This is a genomic window from Luteibacter sp. SG786 (assembly GCF_011759605.1).
In the GTDB taxonomy this organism is placed as follows: Bacteria; Pseudomonadota; Gammaproteobacteria; order Xanthomonadales; family Rhodanobacteraceae; genus Luteibacter.
In genome coordinates, this window is the sequence record NZ_JAAOYX010000003.1 from 713,771 (window position 1) to 728,634 (window position 14,864).

The 14,864-nt window shown below is 66.5% G+C and carries 11 protein-coding genes; 8 read left to right on the plus strand and 3 right to left on the minus strand.

What is annotated here, in order from left to right; translation table 11 throughout:
- Nucleotides 1-118: 118 nt before the first annotated feature.
- The 4 genes from recQ to zwf all read left to right on the plus strand — a co-directional run bounded on the left by recQ (nt 119) and on the right by zwf (nt 7,302).
- Nucleotides 119-1,933, plus strand: coding sequence for a DNA helicase RecQ (gene recQ, locus FHS47_RS19160; RefSeq protein WP_167032064.1), 1,815 nt, complete (start codon nt 119-121; stop codon nt 1,931-1,933).
- A 44-nt stretch (nt 1,934-1,977) separates the two neighbouring features.
- Nucleotides 1,978-3,636 carry a YbaL family putative K(+) efflux transporter gene (ybaL, locus tag FHS47_RS19860; protein ID WP_167032067.1) on the plus strand — a complete coding sequence of 553 codons (1,659 nt, stop codon included), beginning with the start codon at nt 1,978-1,980 and terminating at the stop codon, nt 3,634-3,636.
- A 103-nt stretch (nt 3,637-3,739) separates the two neighbouring features.
- Nucleotides 3,740-5,563, plus strand: a complete 1,824-nt coding sequence (locus FHS47_RS19170) for a glycoside hydrolase family 15 protein (RefSeq protein ID WP_167032070.1) — start codon at nt 3,740-3,742, stop codon at nt 5,561-5,563.
- Nucleotides 5,560-7,302, plus strand: coding sequence for a glucose-6-phosphate dehydrogenase (gene zwf / locus FHS47_RS19175; protein WP_167032073.1), 1,743 nt, complete (start codon nt 5,560-5,562; stop codon nt 7,300-7,302). Before FHS47_RS19170 ends, zwf begins: the two co-directional genes overlap by 4 nt.
- 138 nt (nt 7,303-7,440) lie before the next feature.
- Here the strand turns inward: zwf and FHS47_RS19180 are convergent, their stop codons facing one another.
- On the minus strand, nt 7,441-7,704 hold the full coding sequence (locus FHS47_RS19180) for a flagellar biosynthesis protein (protein ID WP_167032076.1): 264 nt from the start codon (nt 7,702-7,704) through the stop codon (nt 7,441-7,443).
- A complete protein-coding gene (locus FHS47_RS19185; protein WP_167032079.1) occupies nt 7,701-8,858 on the minus strand; it encodes a flagellar hook-length control protein FliK in 1,158 nt (385 codons plus the stop codon). The genes FHS47_RS19180 and FHS47_RS19185 overlap by 4 nt, the downstream gene beginning before the upstream one ends.
- 237 nt (nt 8,859-9,095) lie before the next feature.
- On the opposite strand from FHS47_RS19185, the gene tgt reads away from it, so the two are divergent.
- The 4 genes from tgt to secF all read left to right on the plus strand — a co-directional run bounded on the left by tgt (nt 9,096) and on the right by secF (nt 13,695).
- Nucleotides 9,096-10,226, plus strand: a complete 1,131-nt coding sequence (gene tgt / locus FHS47_RS19190; RefSeq protein WP_167032082.1) for a tRNA guanosine(34) transglycosylase Tgt — start codon at nt 9,096-9,098, stop codon at nt 10,224-10,226.
- A gap of 204 nt (nt 10,227-10,430) precedes the next feature.
- Nucleotides 10,431-10,778, plus strand: coding sequence for a preprotein translocase subunit YajC (gene yajC, locus FHS47_RS19195; RefSeq protein ID WP_167032085.1), 348 nt, complete (start codon nt 10,431-10,433; stop codon nt 10,776-10,778).
- A 63-nt stretch (nt 10,779-10,841) separates the two neighbouring features.
- Complete coding sequence (gene secD / locus FHS47_RS19200) at nt 10,842-12,716, plus strand: protein translocase subunit SecD (RefSeq protein WP_167032088.1); 1,875 nt, start codon at nt 10,842-10,844, stop codon at nt 12,714-12,716.
- Nucleotides 12,717-12,729: 13 nt separating this feature from the next.
- On the plus strand, nt 12,730-13,695 hold the full coding sequence (gene secF, locus FHS47_RS19205; protein WP_167032091.1) for a protein translocase subunit SecF: 966 nt from the start codon (nt 12,730-12,732) through the stop codon (nt 13,693-13,695).
- 855 nt (nt 13,696-14,550) lie between these two features.
- Here the strand turns inward: secF and FHS47_RS19210 are convergent.
- Entirely contained in the window at nt 14,551-14,790 is a 240-nt protein-coding gene (locus FHS47_RS19210; protein ID WP_167032094.1) for a hypothetical protein, read from the minus strand.
- Nucleotides 14,791-14,864 lie beyond the last annotated feature (74 nt).

Below are 14,864 nucleotides of genomic sequence, written 5' to 3' on the forward strand. Positions count from 1 at the left end.
CATTAGCCGTCATCGCGAGTCGAAAGAAAACGAAGCCCGTCGCAAATCCGTGTGAGTAAACGTTCGTGCGAACGTCATCCGGCGGGGGAGCGCCACGCTGGTTTGCTAGCATGGGCGGATGCAGTCCCAGGCACTCGACCTCCTTCACTCTGTTTTCGGTTATCCAGGTTTCCGCGGCCAGCAGCAAGACATCGTCGAGGCGGTGGCTGCGGGCCAGGACGCCCTCGTGCTCATGCCCACCGGCGGCGGCAAGTCGCTGTGCTTCCAGATACCCGCCCTCATGCGAGCGGGTACGGGCATCGTGGTGTCGCCGCTCATCGCCCTCATGCAAGACCAGGTAGACGCCCTCGGCGAAGCCGGCGTACGGGCGCGTTACCTCAATTCCAGTCTGGATGCCGCTACCCAGCGCGAGGTTGAAGGCCACCTCCTCGCTGGCGAACTGGACATGCTCTACGTGGCGCCGGAGCGCCTGCTGACGGGGCGTTTCCTCGGCTTGCTCGACCGCATCCCCATCGCCCTGTTCGCCATCGACGAAGCCCACTGCGTTTCGCAGTGGGGGCACGACTTCCGTCCGGAATACCGCGAGCTCGCGATCCTGCACGAACGCTTTCCCGAGGTGCCGCGCATCGCGCTCACCGCCACCGCGGACGAGCGCACACGTGAGGAAATCGTCGAACGACTGAACCTGCACGACGCACGTCGCTTCGTGTCGAGCTTCGACCGACCCAACATCCGCTACCGCGTGGCTCCCCGGCAGAATGCACGCAGGCAGCTGCTCGACTTCCTCGACGCCCACCGTGGCGAGGCCGGCATCGTCTATTGCCTCAGCCGGCGCAAGGTGGACGAAACGGCGGCATGGTTGTCGGAAGCCGGTGTGGAAGCCCTCCCTTACCACGCGGGGCTGGATGCGGAAACACGCATGCGGCACCAGCAACGTTTCCTGCGCGAGGACGGCATCGTCATGGTGGCCACCGTCGCCTTCGGCATGGGCATCGACAAGCCCGACGTGCGCTTCGTGGCGCACCTCGACCTTCCACGCAGCATGGAGGGTTATTACCAGGAAACCGGCCGCGCCGGCCGCGACGGCCTGCCCGCCGAGGCATGGATGATCTACGGCCTGGGCGATGTGGTCACCATGAGCCAGATGATCTCCCAGTCGGAGGCCGGTGACGACCGCAAGCGCGTCGAACGGCTGAAGCTCGATTCGTTGCTCGGTTATGCGGAAGCGACCCGCTGCCGCAGGCAACTTCTGCTCGAGGCGTTCGCCGAAACCTATCCTGGGCCCTGCGGCAACTGCGACAACTGCCTGCAGCCACCGAAGACATGGGACGCCACCATAGCCGCCCAGAAAGCCATGTCGTGCATCTATCGCAGCGGGCAGCGCTACGGCGCCGGGCACCTCATCGACGTTCTTCGTGGGGAAGCGTCCGAGCGGGTGCGCGACCTGGGCCACGACAAACTCACCGTGTTCGGCATCGGCGGCGACATGGACGCCACGCAGTGGCGTTCGGTGTTCCGCCAGTTACTGGCAGCGGGCCTGATCGAGGCCGATCCCGAAGGTTTCGGCACGCTGCGCCTTTCCGGCCAGAGCGGTCCGGTGCTGAAGGGCGAACGCAAGGTGTGGCTGCGCGAGGACGCCCGCCCGGCCCGGGGGCGTCGCGGCACTCGCTCGACCCCCGCGGCGGCCGGCACCTCCCTTGGTATCGAGGAGATCGAACAGCCGCTCTGGAACGAGTTGCGCCGTGTTCGGGCAGAACTCGCGAAGCAGCACGGCGTGCCTGCCTACGTCATCTTCCACGACGCCACCTTGCTGGCGATGCTGCGCGCGCTGCCATCCAACGAGGACGAACTGGCCTCCATCAGCGGCGTTGGTGAGAATAAACTCAAACGCTATGGCAAGGACTTTCTCGCGGTGCTGACCGCCGCCGGGTGATAGCCTAACCGGATGCCGCCCGCGGCATCCGAACAGGAGAACCCGTGCACGACGCCACACCACTCATCGCCACCGTCGTCGGTGGCCTCGTCCTCGCCTTCTTCTTCGGCGCGCTGGCACTCCGGCTGCGCCTTCCCGTACTGGCGGGATATCTCGTTGCCGGCGTCGTTGCCGGGCCGTTCACGCCCGGCTATGTCGCCGATGCTCACATAGCCCAAGAGCTGGCCGACCTCGGCGTCATCCTGCTGATGTTCGGTGTGGGCCTGCACTTCTCGTTGAAGGATCTCCTGGCGGTCAAGGCGATATCGATCCCGGGTGCCGCCGGCCAGATGGGCGTGGCGACGGGCCTAGGCATGTTGCTGGGCTGGGCCCTTGGATGGCCGCCGGCGCAGGGTTTCGTCTTCGGTCTCGCGCTTTCCGTGGCGAGCACCGTGGTGCTCCTTCGCGCCATGGAGGAACGACGCCTCCTCGACAGCGATCGCGGCCGCATCGCGGTCGGCTGGCTGATCGTGGAAGACCTGGCGATGGTGCTGGCGCTCGTGCTCCTGCCGGCGATCGGCGGTTTCCTCGGTGCCGGGCACGATGGTCCTGCCCCAAGCGTGGGCGCGCTGATCGAAACTGTGGCGTGGACGATCGGCAAGGTGGTGGTCTTCGTCGCGCTGATGCTCATCGTGGGCAAGCGGGCGATCCCATGGGTGCTGCAGACGGTCTCGGCCAGCGGCTCGCGCGAACTGTTCCGACTGGCGGTGTTGGCCATCGCGCTGGGCGTGGCGTTCGGTGCGGCCCATCTGTTCGACGTGTCGTTCGAACTCGGCGCCTTTTTCGCCGGCATGATGATGGGCGAGTCGAAGCTCTCGCAGCGCGCGGCGGAAGAAACCCTGCCGCTGCGCGACGCGTTCGCGGTGCTCTTCTTCGTCTCCATCGGCATGCTGTTCAATCCGCAGATATTGCTTTTGCGGCCGTGGATCGTGCTGGCCGCATGCCTCATCATCGTGGTGGGCAAGTCGCTGGCAGCCTTCCTCATCGTGCGGGCCTTCGGACGGCCGCCGAAGACCGCGTTGACCATCGCCACGAGCCTGGCGCAGATCGGCGAGTTTTCCTTCATCCTTGCGGGGCTCGGCGTCTCCCTCGGTCTGCTCAGCACCGAAGCGCGCGATATCCTGCTGGCCGCGGCCATCGTTTCCATCCTGATCAACCCGCTGCTGTTCGTGGCGCTCGATCGCTGGGTTGCGCGGCACGATGCCGATACGCCGGACGATCATCCGGACATGGCAGGACATACCGTGCTGGTCGGCTATGGACGCGTCGGCCGTCGCGTGCTCGCGGAACTACAGGCGAGCGGCGCACGTACACTCCTGATCGAGTCCGACGAGGATGCCGTGCGCGACCTGCGCGAGCAGCGGGAGACGGGCAGCGTGGAAGTGGTGATCGGCAACGCCGCGGCCGCGCCCGTCCTCGCCGAAGCCAACCTTTCAGGCGCCCGCGCACTGATCGTCGCCGTGTCCGATCCGTTCGAAGGCGGGCAGATCGTGCGTGCCGCGCGGGCGCTAAGGCCCGACCTGCCGATCGTCGCGAGGGCGCATACGCCGGAATGCGTGGGGCATCTTGGCGGCCTCGGCGCCAGCGAGGTCGTGTACGGGGAGCAGGAACTTGCGCGGAGCATGTTCGAGGCGGCGCAGCCCCGGAAGCCGGCCGGCCATTGAAGCGGAGCACGCGCCAGCGCGCCCGTACAATCTTTCCCGGATACGCAGCGATAACAATCGGCCCGCTACGGTAAGAGAAATCGGCGGCTATCAAGAGGACAGCATGGCTTCCCGCATCGAGGATTACGCGATGCTCGGCAATTGCCGGAGCGCGGCGTTGGTGGCGAAGGACGGTTCGGTGGACTGGTTGTGCCTGCCGCGTTTCGATTCCGCCTCTTGTTTTGCGGCGCTTGTCGGCACGCCCGATAACGGACGCTGGCGCATAGCACCGTCCGATCCGGATGCCACCTGCGAGCGCGCCTATATCGATGGCAGCCTGGTGCTGCAAACCGAATGGCGCACGGCGACGGGCCGCGCGCGCGTCGTCGATTTCATGCCTTTCGACGGCGACCACGCGGGGGTGACGCGCATCGTCGAGGGCCTGGAAGGGCGCGTGGATTTCGAAGCGGTCCTCACCATCCGCTTCGATTACGGCACGGCCATCCCGTGGGTCACACGCATCGACGACACCACCCTGACGGCTGTGGCGGGGCCGGACCTGCTCGTCGTGCGCAGCCCCGTGGCGGTGGAAGGCGAGGGCATGCACAGCGTGGCCCGCTTCAAGGTGAGCGCGGGCGATTCCATTCCGTTCGTGCTGGCCTGGGGGCCGTCGCACCTGCCGGCGCCCGAAGCGATCGACCCCCATGCCGCCCTGCGCGATGCGCTTGCGTTCTGGGAGGGGTGGTCCGACCGCTGCAACGGGGCAGGCGAGTGGTCGGAGATCGTCCGCCGCTCGTTGGTGGTGTTGAAGGGCTTGAGTTACCTGCCTACCGGCGGCATCGTCGCGGCACCCACCACCTCGCTGCCCGAGCAGCTGGGCGGCGAACGTAACTGGGACTATCGCTTCTGCTGGGCACGCGACGCCACGTTCGTGCTTTCCGCGCTGGTCAACGCCGGATATCACGACGAAGCGAGCGCCTGGCGCGACTGGGTGCGCCGTGCCGTCGCCGGGTCGCCGGAACAGTTGCAGGTGCTCTACGGACTGGCCGGCGAGCGGCGCCTGGAAGAATTCGAGGTGCCCGAGCTGGCGGGATACGAAGGGTCCCGGCCGGTTCGGATCGGCAACGCCGCGTCCACCCAGTTCCAGCTCGACATCTACGGTGAACTGGTGGGTGCGTTCGCCCACGCGGTTCGTCACGGCGTGGTGTGGCAACCCACCGCGGACAGCGTGCAGTCGGTCTTCCTGGAGCATCTGGCCAGCATCTGGCGCCATCCGGACAACGGGATATGGGAGATCCGCGGTGAGCCGCGCCACTTCGTTCATTCGAAGGTGATGGCATGGCTGGCCTTCCAGCGTGCCTCCGAGCAGGAACGCGAGGGATCCGATGCGGAGTTCACCCGCCGCTGGCGCGACATCGCGGACGAGATCAAGGCGGATATCCTCGCCAAGGGCGTGGACCCGGAGCGGGGCTGCCTTACCCAGTCCTATGGCTCGAAAGAAATCGACGCCAGCCTGTTGCTGGTGACGCTCACGGACTTCCTGCCGCCCGACGATCCCCGCATCGAGGCGACGGTGAGGGCCGTGGAGGAAGACCTGCTCGTGGAGGGCTTCGTGCTCCGCTATCACACGAGCACGGGCGTGGACGGCCTGCCCCCGGGCGAAGGCCAGTTCCTGCCTTGCAGCTTCTGGCTGGTGGAGAACTATGTGCTGCTCGGGCGGCTCGACGAAGCCCGCGAATTGTTCTCGCGTCTCGTCGGGCTTACGAACGACCTAGGATTGCTCTCGGAGGAGTACGATCCCCGCTCGAAGCGTCTGCTCGGCAATTTCCCCCAAGCCTTCTCGCACGTCGCCCTGATCAATGCCGCGTTCAGCCTCGCCAGGGGCTACAGCGCCACAGCCGATATCCACGCCACACCCGAAGCACTCGCACAAGGAGCCCATGCATGAGTCCAGCCCAACCGAAGCGCGCGACCTCGCGGGCTCATCCTGCCGATCCTTGCACCGTCGTGATCTTCGGCGCCGCCGGCGACCTCACCAGCCGGCTCGTTGTGCCGTCGCTGTACAACATGCGGCGCACAGGGCTGCTCTCCGACAACTTCTCGGTCATCGGTTTCAATCACGGCAAGATGACCGACAACGCGTGGAAGAAGAACCTGCGCACCGCGCTCGAGCGCTTCGTCGGCAACTCCGGCGGCAAGCTCGACGAGGACGACTGGGCGTGGCTGAGCGCGCAGATGAGCTACCACGCCGGCGACTTCGACGATCTGGCGGCCTTCCATAGCCTTGCCGCGCGCCTGCGCGAGATTGAGCGCAAGCGGGGCACGAAGGGCAACGTGCTGTTCTACCTCGCCACCCCCGAACGCTTCTTCGGCGACGTGATCGAGAAGCTGCGCGATGCCGGGCTGGTGGACGATGGCGGCCCGAACGGCGAATTCTGGCGCAGGGTGATCATCGAGAAGCCGTTCGGCCACGATCTCGCCTCGGCGCGTGCGCTCAACGAGCGCATCCTGAGAGTGCTGCGCGAGGATCAGATCTTCCGCATCGATCACTTCCTCGGGAAGGAAACGGTGCAGAACATCATGGCCTTCCGTTTCGCGAACGGCCTGTTCGAGCCGATCTGGAATCGCGATCGCATCGACCACGTGCAGATCACCGTGGCCGAGACGGTCGGCGTCGAACGTCGCGGTTCGTTCTACGAGCAGACCGGCGCACTGCGCGACATGGTGCCCAACCACCTGTTCCAGTTGCTGGCCATGGTGGCGATGGAGCCGCCGAGTTCGTTCGATGCCGAAGCGGTACGCACGCGCAAGGCGGAAACCATCGACGCCATCCGCCCTGTGCAGCCGGAGGACGCGGTGCGCGGCCAGTACGGCCCCGGTGCGGTGAACGGGCAACTCGCCAGTTCGTACCGCGACGAGCCGGACGTCGCCCCCGATTCGGTGACGGAGACCTTCGTCGCCATGAAGCTTTCCATCGACACGTGGCGCTGGTCGGGCGTGCCTTTCTACCTGCGCACGGGCAAGCACATGGGCCGGCGCACCACGGAGATCGCCATCCGCTTCAAGTCGGCGCCGTTCGCTCCTTTCCGCGGCACCGGCATGGATGCGTTCGGGCCCGACTGGCTGGTGTTGCAGATCCAGCCGGACGAAGGCATCTCGCTCCAGTTCGACGTGAAACGGCCGGGGCCGCGCGTGGAACTCGCTCCGGTGCGCATGGACTTCAAGTACGCGGACTGGTTCCGCGCCGAGCCGAATGTGGGCTACGAAACCCTGCTGTACGACTGCATGACGGGCGACGCCACGTTGTTCCAGCGCGCGGACATGGTCGAGGCGTGCTGGCGCGCCGTGCAGCCCATCCTCGACGACTGGTCGCAGCGTACGCCCGCCGACTTCCCCAATTACGCGTCCGGAAGCGCCGGCCCCGCATCGGCGGACACGCTGCTGGCCATGGGTGGCCGGTCGTGGCGCCCGTTGAACACGGCGGCGGAACTCAACACGAGGCGCACCGCAAGGCCCAAGGCCGACGCACCTCCGGCCGAAAAGGCGCCCGATCGGCGTGCCACGAAGAAACGCGCGACGGCCAAGAAGGCGCCACGCGCCGCTTCGCCGGGGAAGACGGTGGCGGCGCGCAAGTCGGCGCCGACGAAGCGGACGTCGTCGCCCGCTAAACGTCCGCGCAAGAGATAAGGCTCCTCGGACGCCCCGCCGTGCTTATAGCGGGCCCCCCGAGCCGTCGTCCCTGCGAAAGCAGGGACCCAGGGCCTCGATCTCCGATCGAGCGATGAGGCGCTGGATTCCTGCTTTCGCAGGAATGACGTGAGTCAGTCAGTCGTCGACTGCGGCGAGCAGGGTGCCGACCACGGCGGCCAGAGCCGCATACAGCTCCGGCGGCACATCGTCGCGCAGGCGTACCGCCGCCAGCAGGGCTGCGATCTGCGGATCCAGCTGGGGCGCCAGCCCGAGGGCCTGCGCACGTTCGAGCATGGCCTTGACGCCGTCGGCGTCGATTCGCTGCGTGTTGCCGTTGCTGGTAGGCGAAGCGAGGCGGAGCGTGACGCTCCGCCGAGGCGAGGGAAGCGACGGATTCATGCGCGCGCTTCCAGGAGCACGGCGCTATACGCAGTGGTGGGCACGGGCAGTCCGTGCACGCAAACGAACTGATCGAGCACCAGGCCGCTTTTCTCAAGCAGGCGGCGCAAGGAAACGAACTCCGTTTCCAGGCGCGTGACGGTCGCCGCGTGCTGGGCCCACAGGCGCACGGACACGCGCGGCACGCGCAATTGGATTTCGCCCTGCACCGCGCCCAGGGCGGGCGGATCGATGGCAAAGCCGACCGTCCACGGGCCGTCCTGTTCGCCCGGGCCGGGTTTGCCTTCCTCGATGCGCAGCTGGAGCACGTCGTAACCGCCGGTACCCGCCAGAGGAATTTCCACCATCCACAGGCCAGCCTGCGGTTGCGATTCGAGTTGCGCGATCTCCACCCTCGACAAGGCTGCACGGGTGTCGACACGCAACTGGCCGACAAGGCCGTCGACGTCGTCTTCCGTCGCCACCACGTCAGGTGCGCGTGCCTGGGCCACCAGGGGGCGCTGGGCGAGGGGAGGCGGGGTGTCGAACGTGGGGCGGGGAACGGTCGCGGCGCCGGGACGCGCTGCCGGCAGGTCGGCGAGGGTGCGGCGCAGGGCCAGCAGCGCCGCCTTGAAGTCGTCCGCGGCCGGGGTGGCCTTTTTCGGTTCCGCGAGGTGCGCTTCGAGGAAAGTGCCGCTGCGGGCGATCGCTTCCTTCATGCCCGCGGGCGAGCTGACTTCGGCGGGCTTGTTGATCGATGCCTCGAGCGTCGCCAGGGCGGCACGCAACGGCGCGGGCAGCAGGCGGGCGACGGGCCGTCGTCCGAGCGCCGCGAGCACGCCGAGGAGCGGGGCGTAGCCGTTCTGTTGGGGCAGGCGTTCGCGCAGCCCCTGCATGGCCACGCGCTCGTCGACATTGCCCGGCAGCACTTCCAGCTGGGGTTGCGCGCCCTGGGTGAGCACTCGCACCTGGAACTGCGGCGGCAGCTGGGTGCCGGCCGCGTCGGCTTCGACCGTCAGGCCGCCGATCTCCAGCAACACTTTGCCCAGGTCGTTCTGGCCCATGACCCGGGCCGTTAGCAGGGTGCCGACCCGCCAGCTCTCCGCCGCGGCCGTGGTGCCCGCGGCCGCGCCGGCCCACAGCTGGGCAGCGAGACTGGTCGGCTGGATGATCAAGGGGGATGCCCTCCCACGGCGCCGCGGGCCCGCGAATGGGCACGCTCCTGTGAGCTAGGGAATCGGCGGAAACTTGCGAAACTTTAGTGCCGTCAGTCGGCCCGTTGGGCCTGAAAGTCGCCGCCTGCGGCGGCTGTGAACCGTGAGCTGCCGCCCGCGACTGGCAACTTACGGTTCACAGGCCGCGCAGCGGCCGACTTACAGGCCCGAAGGGCCGACTCCCGCTAGAATATGGGCATGACCCAGCTTCCCTTCGACCTCCTCGCCACCGACGGCGCGGCGCGGCGCGGCCGCCTTCGTTTTGGCCGCGGTACCGTGGAAACGCCCGCTTTCATGCCCGTGGGTACCTATGGCTCGGTAAAGGCCATGACCCCGCGCGACGTGCTCGACATCTGCGCGGAAATCATCCTCGGCAACACCTTCCACCTCTTCCTGCGGCCCGGCCTCGACATCGTGGGCGAGTTCGGCGGCCTGCACCGGTTCATCGGCTGGGACAAGCCGATCCTCACCGACTCGGGCGGTTTCCAGGTGTTCTCGCTGGCCCACAAGCGGAAGATCACCGAAGAAGGGGTCACGTTCGCCTCTCCGGTGGACGGCTCGAAGGTGTTCCTCTCGCCCGAGGAATCGATGCGGATCCAGAAAGTGCTGGATTCGGACATCGCGATGATCTTCGACGAATGCACGCCCTATCCGGCTACCGAGAAAGTGGCGTCCGACTCCATGGAATTGAGCCTGCGCTGGGCCGAGCGCTCCCGCAGGGCGTTCGACGACCTGCGCAACCCGAACGCGCTCTTCGGCATCGTCCAGGGCAGCACCTTCGAACACCTGCGCCGCCGCTCCGCCGAGCGGCTGGTCGACATCGGATTCGACGGCTATGCGGTGGGCGGCCTGGCCGTCGGCGAGCCCGAGGCCGAGCGGAACCACACGCTGGACTTCACCCTGCCGATGCTGCCGAAGGACCGGCCGCGCTACCTCATGGGCGTGGGCCGGCCCGAAGACATCGTGGAGGCCGTGCGCCGCGGCGTCGACATGTTCGACTGCGTCATGCCCACCCGGAACGCCAGGAACGGCTTCCTGTTCACCGCCAAGGGCACCCTGCGCATCCGCAACGCGAAATTCGCCATGGACACCCGGGTGATCGAGGAGGGCTGCGACTGCTACGCCTGTGCCAACGGGTTCTCCCGTGCCTATCTCCGCCACCTCGACCGCTGCAACGAAATCCTGGGCAGCCAGTTGGCCACGATGCACAACCTGCGCCACTATCAGCGCCTGATGGCCGGCCTGCGCGGGGCGATCGAGGCGGGCGGGCTGGAGGATTTCGTGGCCGCTTTCTATGCGGCGCGTCGCAAGGCGGAAGTCGACGGTTGAGGGCCGGAGACCCCGTGTGGGAGCCGCTTCAGCGGCGATGGGTGCTTGCGGCAAGTTTGCCCGCTGCCGCGGGATCGCCGGTATAGCCGGCTCCCACAGGGAGCTTCCCACATGGATGAGTGCCGGGGCGCGTGGCATAATCCACGATCTTTTTCCGTGAGCGGTCGCTTTTCCTTGGCCGTTCCATGACTTGCGAGAACTCCGATGAGCCTTACGACATTCGCCGCCGTTGCACAGGCCGCCGCCCCCGCCGCTGGTGCCGCCCCGCAGGGCGCTTTCGGCTTTTCGCCGCTGATCATGATGGCGGTGCTGTTCGGCATCTTCTATTTCATGATGATCCGCCCGCAGATGAAGCGGCAGAAGGAGCACCGCGCCCTGCTGGCCGCCCTCGCCAAGGGCGACGAAGTGGTCATGAGCGGCGGCATGGCCGGCCGCATCGAGGACGTCGGCGAGTCGTTCGTCCGCGTCGAGATCGCCCCGGGCACGGTCGTGCAGGTGCAGAAGGGCTCGATCACCCAGGTGCTGCCCAAGGGCACCCTCAAGAAGTCGTAAGGCTTCCACCCGACAATGCGTCAGCCGCGGCCGGCGCACGGCCGCTCCCATGGAATGTAAGGCATGAGTGATTTTCCACGCTGGAAGTACGCGCTGGTCGTGATCGTGTTGCTGTTCGGCATCGTGTATGCGTTGCCGAACGTCTTCCCGCCGCAGCCGGCGGTGCAGATCTCGGGTAACCGCGGTGCCGCCGTCGACACGGCCCTCAAGACCCGGGTCGAGGGCCTGCTGGCCTCGGCCAAGGTTCCCGCTTCGTCGATCGAACTCGACGAAAAGGGCACGCGGCTGCTAGCCCGCTTCGGCAATGTCGATGCACAGGCCAAGGCCTCCGACGTGCTGCGCGCCGACCTCGGCGATGCGTACACGGTGGCGCTGAACCTGGCGACCACCGTGCCGTCCTGGCTGCGAGCCATCCATGCGAACTCGATGCCGCTCGGCCTCGACCTGCAGGGCGGCGTGCACTTCCTGATGGAAGTGGACCAGAACGCCGTCATCGACGCGCAGGAAACCCGTTACGCCGACGACATCCGCGCGCTGTTGCGCGACAAGAACGTGTCGTACGACGCCGTCAATCGCAACGCGCGCGGCAAGGGCGTCAGCGTGGTGCTCCGCTCCGACGCCGACCGCCAGCAGGCGGCGACGCTCATCGGCACGGACTACCCCGATCTCGTCGTCAGTGACGGTCCCAGCACGGGCAATCGCTTCGTGCTGAATGCCACGGTGAAGCCCGACAAGCTGCGCGAACTGGCCCAGAGCACGATCAGCCAGAACGTCACCACGCTGCGCCAGCGCGTGAACGCCCTGGGCGTGTCCGAGCCGTTGATCCAGCAGCAGGGCCCGAACCAGATCATCGTCGAGCTGGCGGGCGTGCAGGACACTGCCGAAGCCAAGAAGATCATCGGCGCCACGGCCACCCTCGAGTACCGCGCGGGTCTGTACACGCCGCAGCAAGCGGTGGACGCCGCCCGCTCGGGCAGCGTGCCGCCCGACGCCAAGCTCTACTACGGTCGCGACGGCCGCCCGTACCTGCTCAGCAAGAAGGTCATCGCGAAGGGCGACGAGCTCACCAGCGCCATTTCCGGCCGCGACCAGCAGAACGGCACGCCGAACGTCAGCGTCACGCTCAACAGCGCCGGCGCCCGCAAGATGCAGGAATTCACCAACGACAACGTCGGCAAGCCGATGGCGGTGCTCTACATCACGCGCACCGTCGAAACCAAGACGGTCGACGGCAAGGAAGTGAAAACGCCGAAGATCACGGAAGAAGTGATCAACTACGCCAACATCAGTTCGCCCTTCGGCAAGCAGTTCTCCACAAACGGCCTGCCCAGCGATGCGGAAGCGTCGGAACTGGCGCTGCTGCTGCGCGGCGGTTCGCTGGCCGCGCCGGTGGATATCGTGGGCGAAAGCGTGATCGGTCCCAGCCTCGGCGCGGACAACATCGACAAGGGTTTCAAGGCGGTGATGCTCGGCCTCGGGCTCGTGCTGGTGGCCGCGGCCATCTACTACAAGCTCTTCGGCCTCGTGGCGGACATCGCGCTCTTCTTCAACCTGGTGCTGCTCGTCGCCGTCATGTCGATGATCGGCGTGACCCTTACCATGCCGGGTATCGCGGGTATCGTGCTGACCCTCGGCATGGCGATCGACGCCAATGTGCTGATCTGCGAACGCGTGCGCGAGGAACTGCGCAACGGCTCCTCGCCGCTGGCCGCCATCCGCACCGGTTACGACAAGGCGTGGGCCACCATTCTCGACGCCAACGTCACCCACCTGCTCGCCGCGCTCGGTCTCATGACCATGGGCTCCGGTCCGATCAAGGGCTTCGGCGTCACGCTGTTCATCGGTATCCTCACGTCGATGTTCACGTCGGTGACGGTCACCCATGCCATCACGGCGCTGATCCACGGCGGCCGCAAGCTCAAGACCCTGTCGGTCTGACGGGAGGGACGCCATGGAAATCTTCAACCACAATTCGAACTTCAACTTCCTCGGCCTGCGCAAGTTCAGCATCGGCCTCGCCGTGCTGCTCATGGTCGGCTCCATCGCGCTGATCATGACCCGCGGCTTCAACTACGGGCAGGACTTCCTCGGCGGCGTGGCCGTGCAGGTGGAATACAAAACGCCTATCGACCCGAGCGAGGTTCGCTCGGCCCTCGAGAAGGCGCACCTGGAGAACCCGCTGGTGCAGTCGGTCGGCGGCACGCGCGAGTTCACCATTCGCCTGCAGCCGAAGGGCGACGTGGCCGCGGCCGGCAACATGACGAACGACGAGGCCGCCACCAAGGTGTCGAACGACATCATGGCGGCGCTGAAAGCGTCGCGTCCCGAAGTGACGATGAAGAGCAAGTCCTTCGTCGGTCCGCAGGTGGGCGAGGAGCTGCGCAGCGACGGTATCGTCGCGGTCATCTTCGTCATCGTCGGCATCATGGGTTACCTGTGGATCCGCTTCGAGAAGCGCTTCGCCATCGCGGCCCTGGCCACGGAAATCCACGACGTGCTGGTTACGCTGGGTATCTTCGCCATCACCCAGCGCGAATTCGACCTGACGGTGCTGGCCTCGGTGCTGGCGGTGGTCGGTTACTCGATCAACGACAAGGTGGTGGTGTTCGACCGCGTGCGCGAACTGTTCCGTTCCAGCCGCAACGCCACGCCGGAAGAAGTGCTGAACCGCTCGATCAACAGCACGCTGTCGCGAACGATCATCACCTCGCTGTTCACGGGTATCACCATGGCCGCGCTGTACTTCATCGGCGGCCCCGTGGTGCACGGCTTCTCGATCACGATGCTCATCGGCATCCTGGTCGGCACGCTGTCCTCGATTTTCGTCGCCAGCCCGATCCTTCTGTGGCTGGGCGTCTCGAAGCAGGACCTCATGCCGAAGTCGAAGGAAGACCCGGAGCTGGCCCGCAGGCCTTAAGCTGCCGCCGGCCACGTTCCGATCCGAAGGCCCGTCGTTCGTTCGACGGGCCTTTTTTATAGTGCTTCACGGATTACCGGGGGCAACAGATGTTTCGGCTCGACGGCTACGGTTTCCGCGAGCTCGTCCCGGCGTCCACGAGCACCGAGTCGCCAAAGCACTATGCATCAGAACGCTTCGCATGGGCCCTTGGTGTCCACCCTCGCTGCTCAGACAGGTCCTCCGCGTTCGTAAAGGAAGGCCGCTGCCGCGGCCCATGTTTCTTATCGGCCTGCGGCCACTCACTTGTGCGGAACTCGCCTCGAGGGTGGACACCAAGGACCCTCCCGGGCGGTGCGGGCGCGTGGTGGGAGAGCGGCGGGCGTCCGCGGTGGCCTGCGCGAGCGATGCTCGAAGCGCGGTAGGGTGTCGCCCAAGGAATTCTCCCGAAGTCACGAAAGACCTGGCCGAGATTCGCGGGGTGTGGTGAGGCGATGCAATCCCGCCCGCAGCGGCTGCCGTCTTCGGCCGTGTCGACTCTCCCGACACGCCACCTCGCGTATCGGGAGAGTCTTCGGTGTCCACCCTCGAGGCGAGTTCCGCACAAGAGAGCGGCCGAAGGCCAGATAGGTAAACGGGCCGCGCAAGCGGCCCCTCCTTGCCGAACGCGGAGGACCTGTCTGAGCAGCGAGGGTGGACACCGAAGGCTCTGGCCCTACCGTCCGAGCAACGGCGGCGCCAGCCGCTGGCTACATGCATTCGCCTTGGCGAATGAACCGGTGCATGCGGTGTGCGTCCCCGGACTTCGGCGAAGAACCAAAAAAACCCGCCGGTTTCCCCGCGGGTTTTTCTTCGTCTACATCCCATCCCTGGACGTCAGAAATCCTCGCTGTCCTCGCTGGCGCCTTCGGCGTCGTTGGCCAAGGTGACCACGACGTAGGCGGAGCCGACGAGGGAAGCGCATAGCCAGGCATAGACCATTTGGATCGCCGTCTTCGGTATGGCGGCGGCCACACGGGGCGCCAGTGCCAGGCCGACGATGCCGGCGAGCGCAAGTACCGTGGCGACGGTCCACGCGAGGCGCCGTGACGGCGACGCGGTGGTGATGAGATTCATGCTAATGCCCCTGTTCCCCTGTTCCCCTGTTTCGCGACCTTCGTGAAGGTCATGTGAGGTCGCTTGCGTGTAGG

Bases quoted from the DNA above. Each gene is read 5' to 3' on its own strand.
- recQ (WP_167032064.1), top strand. From the start codon at position 119: ATGCAGTCCCAGGCACTCGACCTCCTTCACTCTGTTTTCGGTTATCCA.
- FHS47_RS19170 (WP_167032070.1), top strand. From the start codon at position 3,740: ATGGCTTCCCGCATCGAGGATTACGCGATGCTCGGCAATTGCCGGAGC.
- zwf (WP_167032073.1), top strand. From the start codon at position 5,560: ATGAGTCCAGCCCAACCGAAGCGCGCGACCTCGCGGGCTCATCCTGCC.
- FHS47_RS19180 (WP_167032076.1), bottom strand. From the start codon at position 7,704: ATGAATCCGTCGCTTCCCTCGCCTCGGCGGAGCGTCACGCTCCGCCTC.
- tgt (WP_167032082.1), top strand. From the start codon at position 9,096: ATGACCCAGCTTCCCTTCGACCTCCTCGCCACCGACGGCGCGGCGCGG.
- yajC (WP_167032085.1), top strand. From the start codon at position 10,431: ATGAGCCTTACGACATTCGCCGCCGTTGCACAGGCCGCCGCCCCCGCC.
- secD (WP_167032088.1), top strand. From the start codon at position 10,842: ATGAGTGATTTTCCACGCTGGAAGTACGCGCTGGTCGTGATCGTGTTG.
- secF (WP_167032091.1), top strand. From the start codon at position 12,730: ATGGAAATCTTCAACCACAATTCGAACTTCAACTTCCTCGGCCTGCGC.
- FHS47_RS19210 (WP_167032094.1), bottom strand. From the start codon at position 14,790: ATGAATCTCATCACCACCGCGTCGCCGTCACGGCGCCTCGCGTGGACC.